General features: G+C 67.6%; 17 protein-coding genes. 10 read left to right on the plus strand and 7 right to left on the minus strand.

The features are described from left to right. Positions 1-3: 3 nt before the first annotated feature. Positions 4-669 (minus strand): VOC family protein, encoded by a 666-nt coding sequence (locus OG474_RS06890; protein ID WP_405061361.1) that lies wholly within the window; start codon positions 667-669, stop codon positions 4-6. 135 nt (positions 670-804) lie between these two features. Here OG474_RS06890 and OG474_RS06895 point away from each other — a divergent pair, with 135 nt between their 5' ends. Genes OG474_RS06895 through OG474_RS06905 form a run of 3 tightly spaced genes read left to right on the plus strand, consistent with a single transcriptional unit; the run spans position 805 to position 3796 of the window. Beyond that, positions 805-1455: a pyridoxal 5'-phosphate synthase gene (locus tag OG474_RS06895; protein WP_405061362.1), complete on the plus strand. Its 651-nt coding sequence runs from the start codon at positions 805-807 to the stop codon at positions 1453-1455. Then, positions 1446-2114: a maleylpyruvate isomerase family mycothiol-dependent enzyme gene (locus tag OG474_RS06900; protein WP_405061363.1), complete on the plus strand. Its 669-nt coding sequence runs from the start codon at positions 1446-1448 to the stop codon at positions 2112-2114. The genes OG474_RS06895 and OG474_RS06900 overlap by 10 nt, the downstream gene beginning before the upstream one ends. A gap of 38 nt (positions 2115-2152) precedes the next feature. Next, positions 2153-3796: a DUF4091 domain-containing protein gene (locus OG474_RS06905; protein WP_405061364.1), complete on the plus strand. Its 1644-nt coding sequence runs from the start codon at positions 2153-2155 to the stop codon at positions 3794-3796. Here OG474_RS06905 and OG474_RS06910 read toward each other — a convergent pair. From OG474_RS06910 to OG474_RS06925, 4 genes are all read right to left on the minus strand, one after another. Next, complete coding sequence (locus OG474_RS06910; protein ID WP_405061365.1) at positions 3769-5787, minus strand: DUF4185 domain-containing protein; 2019 nt, start codon at positions 5785-5787, stop codon at positions 3769-3771. The genes OG474_RS06905 and OG474_RS06910 overlap by 28 nt on opposite strands. Positions 5788-5798: 11 nt before the next feature. Next, on the minus strand, positions 5799-6761 hold the full coding sequence (locus OG474_RS06915) for a carbohydrate ABC transporter permease (RefSeq protein ID WP_405061366.1): 963 nt from the start codon (positions 6759-6761) through the stop codon (positions 5799-5801). Further along, positions 6751-7638, minus strand: a complete 888-nt coding sequence (locus OG474_RS06920; RefSeq protein WP_405061367.1) for a carbohydrate ABC transporter permease — start codon at positions 7636-7638, stop codon at positions 6751-6753. The genes OG474_RS06915 and OG474_RS06920 overlap by 11 nt, the downstream gene beginning before the upstream one ends. A 65-nt stretch (positions 7639-7703) precedes the next feature. Beyond that, positions 7704-9047: an ABC transporter substrate-binding protein gene (locus tag OG474_RS06925; RefSeq protein ID WP_405061368.1), complete on the minus strand. Its 1344-nt coding sequence runs from the start codon at positions 9045-9047 to the stop codon at positions 7704-7706. Between the two features lie 260 nt (positions 9048-9307). Between OG474_RS06925 and OG474_RS06930 the strand changes: the two genes are divergently transcribed. From OG474_RS06930 to OG474_RS06950, 5 genes are all read left to right on the plus strand, one after another. Continuing rightward, positions 9308-9970 (plus strand): SIS domain-containing protein, encoded by a 663-nt coding sequence (locus tag OG474_RS06930; protein ID WP_405061369.1) that lies wholly within the window; start codon positions 9308-9310, stop codon positions 9968-9970. Further along, positions 9967-10902: a ribokinase gene (locus OG474_RS06935; protein WP_405061370.1), complete on the plus strand. Its 936-nt coding sequence runs from the start codon at positions 9967-9969 to the stop codon at positions 10900-10902. The genes OG474_RS06930 and OG474_RS06935 overlap by 4 nt, the downstream gene beginning before the upstream one ends. Positions 10903-10971: 69 nt before the next feature. After that, on the plus strand, positions 10972-11967 hold the full coding sequence (locus tag OG474_RS06940; protein ID WP_405061371.1) for a LacI family DNA-binding transcriptional regulator: 996 nt from the start codon (positions 10972-10974) through the stop codon (positions 11965-11967). A gap of 278 nt (positions 11968-12245) precedes the next feature. Further along, positions 12246-13346, plus strand: coding sequence for a helix-turn-helix domain-containing protein (locus OG474_RS06945; protein WP_405061372.1), 1101 nt, complete (start codon positions 12246-12248; stop codon positions 13344-13346). After that, positions 13343-13867 (plus strand): hypothetical protein, encoded by a 525-nt coding sequence (locus tag OG474_RS06950; protein ID WP_405061373.1) that lies wholly within the window; start codon positions 13343-13345, stop codon positions 13865-13867. The genes OG474_RS06945 and OG474_RS06950 overlap by 4 nt, the downstream gene beginning before the upstream one ends. Here the strand turns inward: OG474_RS06950 and map are convergent. Then, the gene (gene map, locus OG474_RS06955; protein WP_405061374.1) at positions 13860-14645 is read right to left on the minus strand and encodes a type I methionyl aminopeptidase; all 786 of its coding nucleotides are present in this window, start codon (positions 14643-14645) and stop codon (positions 13860-13862) included. The two genes, OG474_RS06950 and map, sit on opposite strands and share 8 nt — an antisense overlap. Before the next feature lie 82 nt (positions 14646-14727). Here map and OG474_RS06960 point away from each other — a divergent pair, with 82 nt between their 5' ends. Together OG474_RS06960 and OG474_RS06965 are read left to right on the plus strand one after the other, a co-directional pair. Continuing rightward, positions 14728-15015, plus strand: coding sequence for a helix-turn-helix domain-containing protein (locus OG474_RS06960; protein ID WP_405061375.1), 288 nt, complete (start codon positions 14728-14730; stop codon positions 15013-15015). A gap of 4 nt (positions 15016-15019) precedes the next feature. Then, positions 15020-15931, plus strand: coding sequence for a hypothetical protein (locus OG474_RS06965; RefSeq protein WP_405061376.1), 912 nt, complete (start codon positions 15020-15022; stop codon positions 15929-15931). Between the two features lie 201 nt (positions 15932-16132). On the opposite strand, the gene OG474_RS06970 is transcribed toward OG474_RS06965, so the two are convergent. Beyond that, complete coding sequence (locus OG474_RS06970) at positions 16133-19210, minus strand: GH92 family glycosyl hydrolase (protein WP_405061377.1); 3078 nt, start codon at positions 19208-19210, stop codon at positions 16133-16135. Positions 19211-19215 lie beyond the last annotated feature (5 nt).

Genomic DNA, 19215 nt, shown 5'->3' on the forward strand with positions numbered 1-19215 from the left:
GGGTCAATGCTGGACGAACACGCAGAACTCGTTGCCCTCGGGGTCGGCGCAGATGTGCCAGCCGATCTGGTCGTCCTTGGCCCGCAGCAGCGTCGCACCGGCGTCCAGGACCGGCTGCAGCGCTGGTGCGGTGATGTCCCAGTGCACGCGGTTCTTCTCGGTCTTCGACTCTGACACCGGGATGAACACCCAGTACGTGAACGGTAGGCCAGGCACGTTCTCCAGCCAGTACCACGGGTCGTTCGGCGAGCTCCCGAGCTCCCCACCGACCACTCCAGCCCACCACTCGGCCTGTGCCTTCGCATCGACCGAGTCGACGACCAGCTCCATCAGCCGGTACGCCGGGACGCGGTCACGCACGAATCCGCAGAACTGCCCGCCCTCGGGGTCCGTCAGCACGGTCCAGTGCGGATGCTCGGTCTGAACGGTCGCACCGGCCGCCACCAGCTCGTCGATCGAACCGGCGTGCACATCGAGGTGCACGCGGTTCTTCGCGGTTCGCACGTCGCCGACCGTGTTGATCCAGATCGTCTTCTCGGGGGCGTCCCCCAGCAGCACGGTCGGGTTGTCGGCAGGCACCGTCAGCCCGAGCACTCCGGCCCAGAACGTCACCATGGGGCTCGTCGCGTTCGCGTCGATACACAGGTCCTTGAACCGGGCCACCGTCATGACCTCAGGCTAGGGCTTGGCGTCTCCCAACCCTTGCGTCCGAACGACCGCACTGCGTGGTCGGCGTGTTCCCGGACGCAGCGCGAGACGTGGACGAACCTGCGGGCGGCCTTGATCTGACTTAGGGTCGTCAGCGTGACTGACCTGCGGACCCGCCTGCGCGCCGTACCGACTTTGACCGGTACTCCCCCGCAGTTCGATCCGGAGCAGGCCCCGGACTCGCCGCACGAGCTGTTCGTCGACTGGCTGATGACTGCGGTCGACCAGCACGTCCCCGAGCCGTTGGCTGCGACCGTGTCCACAGTCCGCGCGGACGGTCGGCCGAATGCCCGGGTGCTGATTCTGAAGGACGTCACCGTGGACGGGTGGCAGTTCGCCTCGTCGGCGGCCAGTCCGAAGGGCTCCGAGCTGGCAGCGACGCCGTACGCCGCTCTGACCTTCTACTGGATTCCGCTCGGCCGGCAGGTGCGCGTGCTCGGTCGGGTTCAGCCGGCCGACCCGGATGACTCGGCTCGCGACTTCTTGGCTCGTCCGACCCCGGCCCGGGCAGAGTCCCTTGCCGCGCGACAGAGCGACGTACTGGCTGATCCCACTGAGGTCGAGGCCGCGGTGGCAGCGCAGACCGAGCGGCTGACGGCCGACCCGGGGCTCGTCGCGCCGAACTGGACGCTGTACACGCTGCAACCAGACGAGGTGGAGTTCTGGCAGGCGGATCCGGACCGCCGTCACCTTCGCCTGCGGTACCGCCTGACCGACACCTGGACGAAGGAGCGCTTGTGGCCCTGATCGACGTGAAGACCGCCGCGGCCCGGCTGACCACGCTGGTGGACGGCCTGGACGAGTCCACCGCCCGCGGTGACTCAGTGCTGCCCGGCTGGTCCCGCGGCCACGTGATCACCCACATCGCCAACTTCTCCCGAGCCTTCACCCGTCAGGTCGAGTACGCCCTGCGCGACGAGCTCGTCGAGGTGTACGACGGCGGTCGCCCGGCTCGGGATGCCGCCATCGAGGCCGGTGCGGGCCGCCCGGCCGCAGTGCTCGTCGAAGACCTCAACGAAGCCGTCACCGGGCTCTTGGCCGCCTGGGACCGGGTCGGTCCCGAGGACTGGTCCCGACCGATCTCTCACCGCAACAGCACCCTCGCCCACGGCATCGACGCCACCTGGCGCGAGCTGGAGATCCACATCAGCGACCTGGGCCTCACCGCCACCCCCGACGAGTGGCCGCCCGCCTTCTGCGCCCACCTCCTCGACTTCCTCCGCCCACGCACCCCAGCCGGCGTCCACTTGGTGCTCCAGCCCTCAGACGGCCCGGTCTGGGAGAACGGCTCCGGCCAGGAACACGTCCTGACCGGCACCCTGACCGCCCTCACCGCCTGGTACGCCGGTCGTCCTGCCACGACCGCAGTCGAAGGACCCGCGCCGGAGCTTCTTCCCTACCCCTGACCATTGCGCATTAATGCACACATCTGAATGATGTAGGCATGACTGCGCAGTGGGAGTTCGTGCTTTGCGACGCCTTGGTGAAGGTGCATCCGGCCCGGGAGCCGCGTCCCGTGGCCGCCGCCACCCGGTTCCAGGCGTTCCTCGGGGAGCCGGCATCGTTCCAGGTCGCGTACCGAGCGCTCGACGCCGATCCGACCCCGCTCCGGGTGCGGGTCGAGGGTGCAGCGGCCGACCTGGTCACGGTGTGGGCGGTGGACCTGGTGCCGTGCCAGCTGCTCGCGTTCCCGGAGCATGACGACGGCTACGAGTTCGACGAGCCCGGGTTGTACCCGGACGTGATGCGACCGGTCCTGAACGGCGAGGCCCCAGTGCGGCCCGACGGTTGGGCCGCGCTCTGGTTCGACGTCCGCACGACCGATCCGGAGCGAGCAGGTGTCCACGAACTCACCGTCGTGATCGACCAGGCCGACGGGACCGAGCTGCACCGTACGTCGGTCACCGTCGAGCTCACGGGGATCCAGCTGCCGCCGCTGGACATCGTGTCGAGTCACTGGATGCATCTGGACGCGCTGGCCGATCACTACGGCGTAGCGGTGTTCAGCGAAGAGCACTGGGCCCTTGTCGAGCGGTTCATGGCATCAGCGGTGGAGATGGGTGCCACGTCACTGCTCGCACCGGTCTGGACGCCGCCGCTCGACACTGCGGTCGGGTCGTACCGGACCGTCGTACAGCTCATCGAGATCACTGCGACCGACGACGGCTACCAGTTCGGCTTCGACCGGCTACGGCGTTGGCTCGACCTGTGTCGCCGTACTGGGATCACTGGGGTCGAGGTCGCGCATCTCTTCACGCAGTGGGGCGCCCAGGCCACGCCCGGCATCGTGGTCAGCGAGCAGCGCGCCTTCGGCTGGGACGTCGCTGCGACCGACGCGCGGTACCGGGGTCTGATGGAAGCGCTGTTGCCAGCACTCCAGGCAGTGCTCGACGAGGAGTGGGACCGCGAGCACGTGGTCTTCCACATCTCCGACGAGCCGTCCGGGGAGGACGGTCTCGCCAGCTACCTCGCTGCGAAGGCTGTCGTCGCCGATCTGCTGAAAGGCTGGACCGTTGTCGACGCACTGAGCGAGCACTCGTTCTGGACGTCAGGAGCGGTCGAAGTCCCGGTTGTCGCGACTGACCACGTCGAACCGTTCCTGGCCGACCGGCCGGAGCGCCTCTGGGTGTACTACTGCGTCAGCCAGAACCGCGACGTCGCGAACCGCTTCATCGGGATGCCCGCGGCGCGCAACCGGGCGATCGGTCACCAGCTCTTCGCAGCCGGCGTGGATGGCTTCCTGCACTGGGGTTTCAACTTCTGGTACACCCAGTACTCCGTCCAGCGCGTGGATCCGTTCGCCGAAACCTCAGCCGGCGGCGCGTTCCCGTCTGGCGACCCCTTCATCGTCTACCCCGGCACGGACGGTACGCCGTGGCCGTCGATCCGCCACCGCGTCTTCGCCCAGGCGATCTGGGACCACCGTGCACTGCAAGCCATCCGCACCGCGCACGGAAACGAGGCAGCGCTGGATGTCATCGACCCGGACCGAGCACTGCGCTTCAACCGGCCAGTGCTCGACCCGGACCACTACTACCAAGCCCGCCAACGCATGGTGGCTCAGCTGACCGTGAAGTCGTCCATCTGAATCCACGTATCCACATTCGGTCCCGTGAACCCGGCGTACACAGTCAGCTCGTGCACACCGGGTGGGACCTTCACTGTGACCTCGTGGTGCTCGTAGCCCGCACCTGCCCCGAACACCACGCTGCCAAGGTCAACCGTGCCGTTGCGGACGCCGAAACGACCAGCGCCTGTCGGGAGGTTGGCGGACGCGTTGATCCAGGAGCCGAACATGTACGTCGTTCCTGGCGTCACCGGGACGGTTTGGTAGAGCGCGCTCCACCCGGTACAGGTGCAGCGGATCCAGCCGTTGTTCGCACCGGAGTGCGCGAACCCGAGACCGCGGTCCACCCCGTTGGCCGCCGTACCTTCGAAGAGCCAGGCCGGCTTGCCACCTCCGGTCCCTTCGAAACCACCGTCCGCCAACTGAGCGACATACCGGACTGCGAGCTCGGACACCGTGGTGTAGCTGCGCGTCCCACCAGGTAGGCCGATCACGCGAACCCCGTCGGTCTCCTGGACTGGGAACGTCAGTGTGTACGTCGTTTGCGCCCCGGCCGACGCATCGCCCGGATAGGCCGGCGCGACTGTCTGGGAGCCGACCTCGACCCAGGCACCGTCGCGCCGCACCTGAACGCGCGGTCTGCCGGTGAAGTAGCCGCCCTCGGCGGACACCGCACCAGAGGTCAACTCCACCCGGTTCACCCGCTGCTTAGCCGGCCAGGTGTAACCCCACCAGGATGTGCCCTTCACTTCATCGTCGAAGTCGGACTCGCTTCCGGTGGCCACGCCATCGTTCAGTAACGCCAGACTGCCGGACTGGGACGACTTGGAGATCGGCACTGCCCCCACTGCGAGGTTGCCTGCGCCGGGCAAGTTGTCAGCGGGCGCACTGGACGCAGGAGTGAGCACCAGCTTGCGCAGGTTGAAGTTGTAGACCGATGTCCCGATTCCACCACCACCGCACGGGCAGACGTTCGCCTGCAGGTACATGGTGTTTCCATCCGGCTGCACGAACTTGGATGGGATCGTGACGCCGTACCCGCCGTACTTCGAGGTCGACCACGGGTACCCGCCGAAGTCCTTGCTCAGGAAGTGCTTCCAGGGTCCCCAGGGAGTCGGGGACTCGTAGAACTCGAACGTGTACTCGGTCCACGACGTGTAGACATAGCGCTTCTGCTTGGCCAGGTACGTGACTCCGCCCTGGCTGATCACACTCAGGTTCGAGGCGTTCGTCCCGTATGTCTGCGCGTAGAGCCGACGCTGGTCAGTCAGTACCGGCTTGCGGTCCTTCAGGCGAGCTGACCAGCCGCTGCCGGTGTAGAACTTCCACGCGCTCCGGTCCTGCACCTTCCCCTTGGGCACTCGGGCCAGGAACACGCTCTGCGGATCCGCGGCCGTGTCGTCGAAGGAGTCCCGCCAGTTGCCGTCCAGACCATAGGCGTAGACGTAGCCGTCCGGGGCCAGCGCCCCGCCGCGACCGAAGTCCGCGAACCAGATCGTGGTGAAGACATGGTCGGCGAACATCGGCTTCCGCTTGTCCCACGTCCACGTCTTCCCGTGATCGGTGGACTTCAGGATCGTCGCCGCCGGTACGTCGTTGAAGTCGAGCGCGAGATCCTGCACCGCCAGATAGAGGGTGTCGCCGACACAGACCAGGCCGGTGGGCTTGCGGTTGTACCCGGCCCCGCTCCAGACCGGCCCGATCCCGCGAGAGATCGTTGCCCCAGACAACTTCCCCGGTACGCCGTTGATCTCGCTGACCGCGATGTCCGAGAAGTCCTGGTCGAGGCTGAAGCCCTTCCCGTCTCCGTTCGCGGCGTACAGCTTGTCGTTGCCGGCCCAGCAGGACGGCCACAGGTCACCGTCGCTCGGGCTCGGGATGCCCTTCGACTCGACCTGCACGGTGCCGATCGGAGTCGTGGTCGGCGGCGGCGCCGGCGGACCACCCCAGCCGACCACGGACGCCGTACCGAAGACCAAGGGCAGGACGGCGAGCAACAAGCCACGCTTCATGGCAGGACCTTCTACTTGAGGCCGGTCGTCTTCATCGCGTCGACCAGCCGGCGCTGGCCCGCGACGAACACCACGACCGTGGGGACGGCCGCGATTACGGCGGCCGCGAGGATGAGGTTCCAGGCCGAGGCGTACTGCCCCTGCATGCCGGAGACGCCGAGCTGGATGACGCGCAGGTCCGGGTTCCGGGTGATGGTCAGCGGCCAGAGGAACGCGTTCCAGTTGGCCAGGAAGAAGAGCACCGACAGGGAGGCGAGCACCGGACGGCTGAGCGGCAGGATGACGCTCCAGTACCGCCGCCAGTAGCCGCAGCCGTCGAGGTCGGCGGCCTCCTCCAGCTCGCGCGGGATGTTCAGGTAGTACTGGCGGAGCAGGAAGATGCCGAAGGCATGGAAGATGCTCGGCACGATCAGGCCGGCGTAGCTGTCCAGCAGGCCGAGCTGCTTGGCGACCAGGAACAGCGGCACCAGGATCACCGGCAGCGAGACGAGCAGCGTCGACATGATGCCGGAGAAGATGATCCCGCGGCCGGGGAACCGTAACCGGGCCAGCGCGTACGCCGCCATCGAGTGGAAGAACAACGCGATCACGGTCACGGTGACCGAGACGATCGCCGAGTTCAGCATGAACCGCGGCATCGGGATCTTCAGCAGCACGTACTGCAGGTTGTCGAGCGTCCAGGTGGACGGCCAGCCGAAGTCGAAGACGTCCGCGGCCGGTTTGAGAGCACTGATCACAATCCAGAGCAGTGGTAACACCGCGATGATCGCGAGCACGTGGGCGACGATCGGCAGGACCCTAGGGCGCGGCTTTCGATCCCGCGCCGTAGCGAGCAGGTGCTCGGTGCGGTGCATCGGCGTGCTGGAGCGGAGGTCTCGATGCGGAGCATCTTGGCCTTCGGGCCAGTGCGTCGAGGTGCCGTGCCGAGTGCCGCGCAGTAGGCGCGGGATCGGAAGCCGCGCCCTATTCCTCATCGAACCGGCCTCCTCGGGTGACGCCGAACATCAGGCCGGTACACAGCACGAGGATCGCGACGACCACAGTGGTCAGCGCGGCGGCGTACCCCATGTTGTTGAAGGTGAACGCCTGCTCGTAGATGTAGAGCACGACGGTGCTGGTCGCGCGGGCAGGGCCGCCCTTGGTGAGCACGAAGACCAGGTCGAAGGCCTGCAGACCGGTGACCGCGCCGATCGTCGAATTCACCACGACGAAGAAGCTGGTCGGGCGGAGCAGCGGCCAGATCACATACCTGAATCGTTGCCAGGAGCTGGCGCCGTCGATCTCCGCTGCATCCTCGAGCTCCTTGGGAACGTCCTTCAGACCGGCGAGGAAGACCAGCATCTGATAACCCATCAGGAACCAGACGCTGATCACGACATAGGTGCCGAGGGCAAGGGACGGCGTACCGAGGAAGGAGACGTCGCCAAGGCCGAGAGGTGCGAGCAGCTTGGAGAGAGCGCCGCGTTTGTCGACCAGCAGGAACTGCCAGATCAGACCGACCACCACCAGGCTGACCACGTTCGGCAGGAAGAACGCCGAGCGCACCCAGCCGATGCCCTTGAAGTGATTGCGGACCAGCATGGCCAGCGCGAAGCTGACCACGAACGCGATCGGCACGAAGGTGACCACATAGGTCCCGGTCACCTTCAGCGAGGCGAGCAACTGGTCGTCACCCGCCATCAACCGGTAGTTGGCCAGACCGACGTACTGGTAGTTGCCGAAGCCATCGACCTTGAAGAACGCGACCCCGAACGCGAGCACCATCGGGAGCGCGACGAAGATCAGCAGACCGAGCGTGTCCGGCGCGAGGAACGCGTACGCCGCCAGCGCCTCACGTCGCTTCCTCGACATGCCGGGCTTCCCCCGCGACTGCGCCCGCGCAACAGACTTGGCAGGTGGAGCTGTCGTAGTCACCATCAGCTGATCGGCGCGCCCTGATAGGTCTTCAGGAACGTGTCGATCCGGGCCGCCGCATCGGCCGCCGCCTTCGCCGGATCGGACGCATTCAGCTGGCAGGCCTGGATCGCATCGGCGATCGGCTGGTAGACCTCCGGTGGGAACCGCGGCTCCGGCTTCCCGGTCGGCGCGATCTCACTGACGAACTTCTTCAGAGCACCGTCGTCGAACGCGCCCTTGGCATCCGCCGCCGCCTGGACCGACTTGCGCGGCGGCACGTTCGTCTTCACAACCGTGTTCCACTGCCGCTGGCGCTCGACCCCGGCCGCGTCGGTCGAGCCGAGCGCCCAGGCGATGAACTTGGCCGCCGCCTCCGGGTTCTTCCCCTTGGAGTTCGCGACGAACGCCCATCCGCCGAGGTCGGTGGCCGCCTTCCCGCCGTTCGGCGTCGGGTGCGGAATGACGCCGTACTTGAAGTTCTTGGCCTTGGCGCGCATGTCGGCGACCGCCCAGATCCCGCTCTGCTGCATCGCGGCCGCGCCGGAGCCGAGGTTCGAGACGACGTCACCGCCGCCGTCGCCGAGGGCCTTGCGCGGGGCGACCTTGTTCTGAATGGTGTCCTGCCAGAACTTCAACGCCTGTACGGCGGCCGGCGAATCGAACGCGACCGTGCCGTCCTTGATCGGGGTGCCGTCACCCTGCCAGAGGAACGGGTACCAGGTGAAGTTCTGGTAGTAGCCGGGCAGGGTTTCGAACATCACGCCGTACCGGTCCTTGCCGGTGAGTTTCTCGGCGACCGCGAGCGTCTGGTCCCACGTCTTCGGTAGGTCGGCCTCGGACAGACCAGCCTTCTCGAACGCGGGTTCGCTGTAATACATGGCCAGCGGCTCGATCTCCATCGGCAGGCCGTAGACCTTGCCGTCCACACTGCGCGCCTCGAGCAGGCCGGGAAGGTAGTCGGCCTTGGACTCGGCTGACAGCACGGAGCCCAGGTCCTGCAGGACATTGCCGTTGTAGTAGCGCAGGAAGTCGCCCGGGCTGATCAGGAAGATGTCCGGGCCCTGTCCGGACTGGAACGCCGTCTGCAGAGTGGTCCCGTTCAGGTAGTCCTTGCCGGGGATGTAGCGCAGCTTGACCTTCACGTCGTTGTTCTTGTTCCACTCGTCGACCGTCGCCACGAACCACTTGCTCTGCGGGCTCTGGTCGTCGGACGGGCCGTAGAAGTTCCAGAACGACATCTCCTTGCCGTCCCCGCCGGACGAACCGCCACAGGCCGACAGCAGCGGTACGGCGGCCGCGCTCGCGGCGAAGGCGCCGAGCAGGGTACGGCGGCTGAGTTGTGCAGGGGAAGGTGTTGCAGCCATCAGATGCTCCAGGGGTGGTCTGGCCGACTGGTCTACCCGGATTGCGCTGTTCGGGCTTGTCAGGGCAATCGATTTCTCGCAATCTACGATCGAGGCCGAAGACGGTCAAGAGCGAGAGCGGTCTCGATGTGATCAAACCTGCGGATTTACGCCTGCAGGCAAGGGTTTCGACCTGGGTGCAGCCGTTGACACCCTCCGGGGCCACTGCCTACTCTGCGTCTACTTCCTGGAAATCGATTTCTCCCGTTTGTGAGGTCCGGATGCCAGTTGTGCCGAACCGTGCGACCGCCCAGCGCACGGCCGACGAGCTGTCCAGGGATCTGGTCGCTCGCGGTCTGCAGGCGGCGCGGACGGCGATCGAGACCGAGGCCGCGGCCGTGTCGGCACTGGCCGACCGCCTCGACGGCGTCTTTCTCGACGTACTGATCGCGGTCGCCGCGTGCGAGGGGCATCTCGTGGTGACCGGGCTCGGCAAGTCCGGACTGGTCGGCCGGAAGATCGCGGCCACCCTTGCGAGCACCGGCACGCCGGCCACCTTCATCCACTCCGGTGATGCGCTGCACGGCGACTCGGGCGCGGTCACGAACCGCGATCTGGTCCTGGCGCTGTCCGCGTCCGGGGAGACGGCCGAGGTCTGCGCGTTCGCCCGGATGCTTCGCGATCGGGAGATCCCGGTGATCGCAATGACCGGGAACGAGGCGTCGACGCTGGCCCGGCTTGCGACGTACACGCTGGACACGATGGTGCTGCGCGAGGCCGATCCACTGAACCTCGCGCCGACCGCATCCACCACGGCCTCGCTCGCGATGGGCGATGCACTCGCGTGCGCACTCGTCGTACTGCGGGAGTTCAGTCATCACGACTTCGCCCGGTTCCATCCATCCGGTGCCCTGGGCAAGCGTCTCGCCGGGGAGGACGCATGAGGTACGACGTGTGCGTGCTCGGGTCGTTCATGAAGGATCTGGTCGCGAGCGCGGAGCGGCGGCCGATGCCGGGCGAGACGCTGCACGGGACCGGGTTCGCCGAGTTCCTCGGTGGCAAGGGCGTGAACCAGGCGATCGCGGCGGCCCGAATGGGCGCGCGGACGGCGATCGTCGGGACGATCGGCAGCGACCGGTACGGCGAGGAGTTTCTCGAACTGCTCTCCGGCGACGGCGTCGACACCTCGTGGATCGTGCGGCACCCGTCGCTGGGGACCGGCGTCGGATTGCCGCTCGTACTGCCAGATGGTGGGAACTCGATCATCATCGTGTCGCGCGCCAACGCAGCGATCACGTCCGCGGATGTGGAAGCTGCCGCGGATGTGTTGACGGCCAGCCGGGTGCTCAGCGTTCAGCTGGAGTTGCCGGTTGCAGCCAGCCAAACGGCTTTGCGGATCGCGGCAGCGGCCGGGGTGACGACGATCCTCACACCGGCGCCAGTGGGGCCGATCGATCCGCGGCTGGTGGCGGACGTCGACATCCTGGTGCCGAACGAGGTCGAGGCGGCTGCACTGACCGGGCTGGACTGCGACGACGAGACGCAGGTACCCGTGATCGCCCGCAAGCTCGCGGATGAGTGGGACCTGCGCGGGTGCGTGGTGACGCTCGGTGCGCGGGGCGCCTTCGTCGTCGACCGCTCGTCGGGTGCCGAGGTCTGGATCGAACCGCACCTGGTGCCGACGGTCGACACCGTCGGGGCGGGCGACGCCTTCTGCGGCTCCCTCGCCGCCTCGCTGGCATCCGGTGCAGACCTGGTGGCCGCCGTACGACTGGCCAACGCAGCCGGTGCCCTCTCCACCACCGTCAGCGGCGCCGCCGCCTCCGCTCCGGCCCGCGCAGCCGCCCTCGCGCTACTGGACCCCGGCACGTCATGAGATCTTTTGGTCTGGATCGGGGTTAGGGTGCGATCCAGACGGCCAATCGATTTCCAGCAGGGGGCGGGTATGACGACGATCTACGACGTCGCGCGTAGATCCGGGGTTTCCCCCGCGACGGTGTCCCGGGTGCTCAGCGGACGACGCAACGTCGACCCGGAGCTGTCCGAGAAGGTCCGGACCGCGGTAGCCGAGCTCGGCTACCGTCCGAACGGCGTCGCGCGGAACCTGCGCAAGTCCCGGACGAACCTGTGGGCCGTGGTCATCTCCGACATCGAGAACCCGTTCTTCACGTCGCTCGTGCGAGGGCTCGAGGACGTCGCACAGACCGAGGGCTACCACGTGGTCCTGTGCAACTCCGACGAGGATCCGGCCAAGGAGGCGGCGTACGCGTCCGCCGTACTGACCGAGCAGATGGCCGGCGTGGTGATCTCGCCGACCTCGACCGCCGAGGGTGTCCAGCAGCTCGCCGACGCCAAGACCCCGATGGTCCTGATCGACCGCCGCGTCGAAGGCGTCGAGGCCGACACCGTCCTGGTCGACAACGAGCACGGCGCCCACGAAGGCGTCAAACACCTGATCGACGGCGGCTACCGGCGGATCGCCTGCATCACCGGCCCCCGCAAGGTCAGCACCGCCATGGACCGTCTCGCCGGCTACCGCTCCGCCCTCAAGGCCGCCGGCATCCGCTACGACAAGGACCTGGTCCGGTACGCCGACTTCCGCGAAGCCGGCGGCTACGCGGCGATGGAGTCCCTCCTCGCCCTCCCCGAACCCCCCGAAGCCCTCTTCGCCACCAATAACCTGATGACGGTCGGCGCCCTCGAGTACCTGGCCCAAAAAGGCCTCCGCGCCCCCCACGACATCGCCGTCGTCGGCTTCGACGACATCCCCTGGGCCGACCTGGTAGTCCCCAGCCTCACCACAGTCGCCCAACCCACCTACGAACTGGGCCGAACCGCCGGCACCCTCCTGAAAGACCGCATCGCCTCCCCCGGCCGCCCACCCTCCACAGTCACCCTCCGCACCGAACTCCACATCCGAGCCACCTCGGCCCCGAAGTAAAGGGACACCGCTCCGCGGCGGCTGCTTTTTGCGGACCTGCGCCACTCACCAACTGCCGAAAACGGCCGTTTCCAGCACGCCACTGAGCGTGGCGCCACACCTGCCACCCGAGTTGGTGAGTGGGGGCGGTCCGCAGGAACCACGGAGCATCACTTTGGCACCAGCAGGACGACGGCGATCACGACCCGTCCCCAGCACTGCGCCGGGACGGTTGGCGCCCGGGGTCCGCGGTCAGGGAAATTCTCGCCTTGGGCGCGGAAGTGTGCGATATTCGCACAGTGACCACAGAGGCGATCGAGACTCTTGCCGAGCTCGGGCAGCGAATCCGCGAGGCGCGGCTGGCGGCCGCCCTGAGTCAAGCAGATCTTGCCGGCCGGATCGGGCTGGAACGATCAGCACTGGTCAAGGTCGAGACGGGTGACCGGAAGGTCTCGGCGCTCGAGCTGCTGCGCATCAGCGACGCGCTCGGTCTGCCGTTGTCACATTTCGTGCACCGATCGCCTGCTGCGATGGTGTCCCGGCGCGAGAGCCTTTCCGACGATGCCGAAGCAGTTCAACGGACCAGGTACCGGATCGACGCCTTGCTGGAAGGGCACCTTCGTGACGCCGAGCAGTTGCGTGGCCTGGACGTGCTCGGCGACATCGGCCGCACACCACGGACGACGGTTCGCGATGCCGAGTCCGCTCGCACCTTCGCACGGTCGATCCGGGCCTTCGCCGGCGTACCAGCCGGTCCACTGCCATCCCTCGCGGACATCGCCGAGCGTGTCGGTCTCTACGTCCTCGTCGCCGACTTCGACGTCGACGGCTCGTCCCTGTCGCCCGAGCCAGGCTTCGGTGTCGCGGTCCTCGGCGGCCGGCCGCCGAGCGGCCGCCGTCGCTTCACGGCCGCACACGAGATCGGGCACCACATCCTCGGCGACGAGTACCAGAGCGATGTCGGGGTCGCCGCCAGCCGCGACGAACGCGAGAAACTGATTGACGTCTTCGCCGGTGAACTCCTCCTGCCGTCCGACGAACTCCTGTCCGAGTGGACCCGCCACGGCGGTGAGGACTCGTGGACTCGCCTGGTTCGGCTGTCGGCGACGTACCGGATTTCGTGGACCGCCGTCGTGCGCGCGGCCTGCCGGCTGCAGTTGATCGCCAAGGGCGAGACCCAGGCGATGTACGCCCGCACGCCTCAGCGCGGAGACTTCATGGCCATCTACGGCGAAGTCCCGCTCGAGGATCTACCGGTCGGTGACGTCGGCCCACGATGGAAGAAGGCCGTGCTGGCCGCGTACCGCCAGGCGCGGATCACCAAGGCCAGAGCCGTCGAGCTGCTCCATGGTGCACTGACCGAAGAAGAACTGCCGACCGTGGATGAGCCCCGGCCTTGAACCGAAGCATCGTCTGGGACGCATCACCTCTGATCCACGCCGGCAAGGTCGACCGACTGGACGTCTTGGGAGAACTCGCCAAAGGACCTGCAGAGGAACCTTGGCACAACCACACGACCGCCGCGGTCATCGAAGAACTCAGCGAGCACGGATGCGCTCAGCCGGAGTGGACGAAGGTTGTGCACGTCGACCACATCCAGGAACTGACCGCACTCGGGGCCTGGCTCGATCGAGTCGCCACCACGACACACAGCAAGGGCGAGGCCACTGTCTTCGCGTGGGCTGAGATCCACCAGGCCGTGGCGATTGTCGATGATGCCGAAGCACGCAGAGTGGCGCAGAGCTACGGACTAGAAGTCCACGGCTTACTGTGGGTCGTGGCGCTGGCTGTCCAGCAGGAGCGCTGGGGAGAGTCATCCGCGAGCGCCCTGGTTGGTCAACTGCTCGCATCGGGCGCTCGCTACCCCTTTGAGCCGGGCGGTTTCGGCGAGTGGGCACGCAAACGAGGTCTGCTTAGCTAGCAGGCGTTGCCGTTGGCTTGGTGAGGATCTCGGGGCCTGTTTCGGTGATGGCGATGGTGTGTTCGGTGTGGGCCGTGCGGGCGCCGGTGGCGCTGCGGAGGGTCCAGCCGTCGGGGTCGGTGATCAGGTCGGCGGTGTCTTGCATGACCCAGGGCTCCAGGGCGAGGAGGAGGCCGGGGCGGAGTTTGTAGCCTCGGCCGGGGCGGCCGGTGTTGGCTACGTGGGGGTCCTGGTGCATGGTCGAGCCGATGCCGTGGCCGCCGAAGTCGAGGTTGATGGGGTAGCCGGCGGCGGTGAGGACGGTGCCGATGGCGTGCGAGATGTCGCCGATGCGGGCGCCGGGGACGGCGGCGGCGATGCCGGCGGCGAGGGCGCGTTCGGTGGCGGCGATGAGGGCGAGGCTCTCGGGCGGCTGGGTGTCACCGACGACGAAGCTGATGGCGGCGTCGGCGGCCACTCCGTCGAGGAGTACGGCGAGGTCCAGGGTGAGCAGGTCACCGTCGACCAGGGTCTGGTTGGAGGGTTTGCCGTGCAGTACGGCGTCGTTGACGGCCGTGCAGATGTAGTGGCCGAAGGGGCCGCGGCCGAACGAGGCCTCGTAGTCGACGTAGCAGGACTGGGCACCGGCGTCGGCGATCATCGTCTTGGTCCACTGGTCGATGTCGAGCAGGTTGGTACCGACCGCGGTCCGGCTCTTCAGGGTCTGCAGGATGGTGCCGACCAGCGCGCCGGTCTTCCGGGCTCGGTCTACCTCGGCGGGGCTCAGGATCTCGATCATGCGGGGCGTCCCTCTCAAGCAACCAATAACAGTGCTGGTCAAACAATACCGGTCAAACTATACCGGTACTATAATCCCCACCATGGTAAGGCTGCCTCTCACCCCCACCGAGATCGAGCGCGGACGACGCCTCGGCGCACTGCTCCGCCGCGCGCGGGGTGACCGCTCCATCCTCGACACCGCCCTCGACGCCGGCGTCTCCCCCGAGACCCTCCGCAAGATCGAGTCCGGCCGCGTCGCCACCCCCGCCTTCCCCACGATCGCCGCGATCGCCGAAGTCCTCAGCCTCTCCCTCGACGAGGTCTGGACCGAGATCAACCCACCCGCGGCACCGGCCCCCCGCCGTACCCGCGAACGCCTCGCCTCCTGACGCAGTGCCCATCGACCCCTGGCTGATGGCTTGGTGCGAGCAGGAGCTCGGCGCCCGGCCGGTCGAGGTGTTGTTGGCAGCCTCGGTGATGAGCGAGGTCTGGGGACTACGGCTGGACGACGGGCGCGAGGTCGTGGTCAAGGCGCGCCCGGATGACGGTCGAGCAGCGACCTGCCTGGCCGTCCAGCAGGCAGCGGTCGAAGCCGGCCTTCCATGTGCACGCCCGCTCACCGGAGTCAGCGTGGTTGGCGATCGAGCCGTGCACGCGGAGGAGTGGCGACCTGGCGGCGAGGTTGCTGACGGCAACGATGCCGGTACGGCGACGCGCTCTGCTCGACTGTATGCCGACGTGATGCGGGTTACCGCGCACCTGGATCTCCCGCCACCACTGCCCAACCCGGAGTGGGTGCGCTGGGATCACGACGGACCTGGCCAGTGGCCACCGAACGTCGTACACGACAGCAAACCGGGTGCTGATTCGCTGCGCGCGGACCTGATCACGATCGCGGCCCGCGCCCGGCGACGACTGCTGAAAGCCCGCGAGACGCGACACGTGCTCGGTCACGCGGACTGGGAGGCGCAGAACCTGCGCTGGCACGGCCCCACGCCGTACGCCATCCATGACTGGGACAGCGTGGCGTGGTTGCCGGAGCCCGCGTTGGTCGGTGCGGCCGCGGGAGCGTTCGCGAGCAATGAGGTACCCACGCTCGCCCCGCTGGCCAGCTCCGAGGCTTTTCTCGTTGCCTATCAGGAGAAACGGGAGTTCGCACCGGACGAGCTGGAGGTCGCCTGGGCAGCCAGCCTCTGGCCGGCGCTCCACAACGCCCGCGCCGAGATCCTCTGGAACCAGCCACCAGTAGCCCTCACCGCCGTACTGAACCAAGCCGCAACCCGCCTAGCCCGAGCCGCCGCCTAATCCCCTCCCCCCTCTCCGCCCGTTCCCCCACCCCGCCCATCCGCCCATCCGGCGATCCGGCGATCCGGCGAACCCCCCAGTTGAGTGGGCGCCCACTCAACTGGGGGGTTGCCCACTCGAAATTTGAGGGGGCAACCCCCAGTGCGGTGGATAGCCCCTCAGGTGGGGGGTTGGCGTGGATCGCCTGTCGGGTGGAGGGGGCTAGTGGAGGAGCTCTAGTTGGGTTAGGGATGCGGGGGTGGTGAAGGTTAGGCGGTAGTGCTGGTGTTGCGCGGGGGTGGGGATCTGGAAGGGGCGGACCTGGTGGCGCCAGGTGAAGGTTTGGTCGCTCCGCTCGTCCAGGACCGACCAGGTGACGCCGTCGGAGGAGGCTTCGAGGCGCCAGCCACTCGGATCGGCACCCGACGAGGCCGCGGAGGTGAGGGTGTAGAAGGTTGCCGTCGCCGGTGAAGCGAGGGACCACTCGATGGTCGCGTCGACCTCAACCGAGGTGTCCGCGGTATTGTCGAAGAGCGGGTTGGCGACGTCCACAGGGATCAGGTCGACCAGCGGGGCGGGCACTCCCGAGGACAGCGACGGCGGGGCCTGCAGGGTCGCCCAGTCCGACGGTTCCGGGCCGAGGACGAACTCGACCTCCGAGGCTCCCTGCAGGGCAAGATCCGTGATCGATGCCGTCGACAACGACTTCCCGTCGACGCGGAGCTCCTGGACGTACGGGTGCGCAACACCCGAGGCCGTGATGACCAGCGGCGATCCGCCGAGCGGCGCGACCGTGACGCGCGGGAAGAGCGGCGACCCGATCGCGTACTCGGGTGCACCAACACGTAGCGGGTAAAGACCGAGCGCGGCGAAGAGGTACCAGGCGGACATCTCGCCGTTGTCCTCGTCGCCCGGATACCCCTGGCCGATCTGCTCGCCGACGTACAGGCGGTCGAGGACCTCGCGGGCGATGGCCTGCGTCTTGTGCGGGGCGCCGGCGTAGTTGTACATCCAGGCGATGTGATGCGCGGGCTGGTTACTGAAGCCGAACTGCCCCATCCGGACCGCCTGCGCCTCGAGCATCTCGTGGATGACGATGTCGTAGGTGCCCTTCTTGGCGGCGAGTTCCGGGGTCGCGAAGAACGCGTCCAGCTTCGCCTCCAGCCCGGCCGGACCGCCGTACAGACCAGCCAGCCCAGCCGGGTCGTGCGCGACGTGGAAGGCGAAGTTCCACCCGTCGGTCTCAGTGAAGTCCCCGCCCCATTCGCACGGGTCGAACGCCTCCGGCGTCTGGGCGAACTCCCCATCGGCCCGGCGCCCCTGGAAGAAGTTGATCGCCGGGTCGAACAGCAGGACGTAGTTCTGCGAACGCCGATACAGGTACGCCGATTCCTCGCGCAACCGCCCCCGACGCTCAGCCGGGACCGAGGGGTGATCCGCCAACCGAGCGGCCATCGCCGCGAGCCCGAAGTCGTTCAGGTAGGCCTCCAACGACCAGGAAACGCTCTCCTCGGTGTCGTTGCTGACATAGCCGTTGAAGAACCCGGTCGTGGCCCCCTTCCGCCCGACCTCGGTCTCTGTCGGTACGACGGTCGCGTTCCGCAGCCCGGCGTCGTACGTGGCCAGTGGGTCCGGCAGCTCGACCCCGCGCAGGTACGCGTCCGCGAACGACACGTCCGACGACGTACCGGTCATGCAGTCCGCATACCCCGGCGAGGACCAGCGCGCGATCCACCCGCCGTCGCGGTACTGCTGCACGAATCCATCCACCAACTCGGCGGTCAGCTTCGGGTACAGGAACGCGTACGCCGGCCACGCCGTCCGATACGTGTCCCAGAAGCCGCTGTTCACATACATCTTGCCCGTTTTCACTACTGCCTTGCCGTCAACGGGCGGAATGACGGGACTGGCGTAAACGTAGGACGGCTCCTCGGCAGTGCCCTCGTTCTCGAACTGCGAGTTCGGGTAGAGGTTGAGCCGGTAGAGGTTGCCGTAGACCGTGCGCAGCTGCGGTTCGGTCGCGCCCTCCGGCCGGATCACCGCGAGCCGCTCGTTCCAGACCTCGTTGGCGGCCTGCTGGATCTCGTCGAACGACCGGCCTTCCAACTCCAGATGCAGGTTGTTCCGCGCCTGGTCCTCGCTGATGAACGAGGTCGCGATCCGCAGCGTCACCTCGTCGACGTCGAACGTGCAACCCCGCGCGTTGTCCCGCCCGCCGTCGGCGGCACCGAAGATGAGCGGCTCCGGGTCGAAGACGCCGTAGCAGTACATCCGGGTCCGGCCGGTCTCCGCACCGTTCTCGACCCACCCGCCGAACTCCCCGCGCCCGTAGGCGAAGGAGCCGTTCTCGTCGATGGTGTCGAAGACGACGTGCCGCCCGGGCGCGTCCGCGGGGAAGGCGAACCGGAAGATCGCGCCGTGATCGGTCGGCGCCACCTCGGCGCGGAGGCCGTTCGTGAAGCTCACCGAGTACAGGTCCGGCCGCGCGATCTCGTCGTCGTGACTGAACGCCGCGGCCCGTGCGACCGGATCACCCAGCGGAGTCGCCGCCGCGACCGGCATGATCGTCAGCTGATCCCGGTCGCCCATCCACGGGCTCGGCTGGTGCGAGAACGTCAGCCCCTGCAGCTCGGTCAGGTTGTCGGCGTTGTTCAGCCGGTGGTACTCGTACGCCCACCGGTACGTCGACGCGTCCGTGACCGGCGTGATGAAGTTGAAGCCGTTCGGCCAGGCCGTGATCGGCAGCGTGTTCCCGCGGGAGAACGCGAAGCTCGCGTTGGTCCCGCGCCGGGTGTCGACGTACGCCGCCAGGTCGGACCCGTCGAGCCGCGGCGGGGCCGGCCCGATCTCCACGTCGTCGATCCAGCCCACGAAGGCCGTACCGGACGCGGGTGCGTCAACCGTCAGGACGACGTCCGCGACCGTCTTCCCCAGGCCTTTCGCCAAGTCGACCTGTACGTCGTTCCACTGGTTGGCATAGAGGACCTTCGCGACGCCCTGTCCAAAAGCGTGAAAGGCGTTCCCGTACTGATCCGTCGCCCCGAGCTCGGACAGTCGCGTCCCGTCGGTGAAGATCAGGTCCACCGCCACGTACGTCGCGTCGTACTCGAGGCGGTCGTCCAGCTCCGGATAGACCTTGTAGCGCAACCGTTCACCACGCTGGACCACCCCCGCGGCCACGCTCAGTGATGCTTCTTGCCGACCACCGGTCGTCCCGGCGTACTTGACCGCGTCGACACTGCTGAAGCCTGCCTGCGGGCTGGTCGGGCCGCCCGGCCCTCCACCTGTCTCAAGGATCACGGCGG

The sequence above is a fragment of the Kribbella sp. NBC_01505 genome (assembly GCF_045040285.1).
Lineage (GTDB): Bacteria > Actinomycetota > Actinomycetes > Propionibacteriales > Kribbellaceae > Kribbella.